This window comes from Lysinibacillus sp. GbtcB16, assembly GCF_019091145.1.
Taxonomy (GTDB): Bacteria; Bacillota; Bacilli; order Bacillales_A; family Planococcaceae; genus Lysinibacillus; species Lysinibacillus fusiformis.
Genome location: NZ_JAGXJV010000646.1, coordinates 1 through 253, shown reverse-complemented (window position 1 = coordinate 253; position 253 = coordinate 1). Strand labels below are relative to the sequence as shown.

Here is a 253-nt window from a genome sequence, read left to right as displayed (position 1 = left end):
GAACAAGCAATCCGTTGTCGGGCTTGGCGGCTGCTCGCAGCGAATAATGCGACCGTCACGGTAAATGAGCGGCCATATTTTCGAGGCATCCGTATTGCCGGGAGCATCGCTGAAATAGACAGGTCCGCCGCTGACGCAGCGAAGCACCGCATTTTGAATATCATCGTGATTCTTGGTCCAATACATGTCCCAATCGCCATAATAGAACGCGCCATGATAATACGAATTGTAAGCATTCTGCAGAGCATGTTCA

At 50.6% G+C, this 253-nt stretch carries 1 protein-coding gene; it reads right to left on the bottom strand.

Annotated features, from left to right (window positions below; genetic code table 11):
• Positions 1-253 (bottom strand): Sip1-related alpha-galactosidase (locus tag KVT27_RS25505; protein WP_217582263.1); only part of this gene is annotated, 253 nt, incomplete at both ends.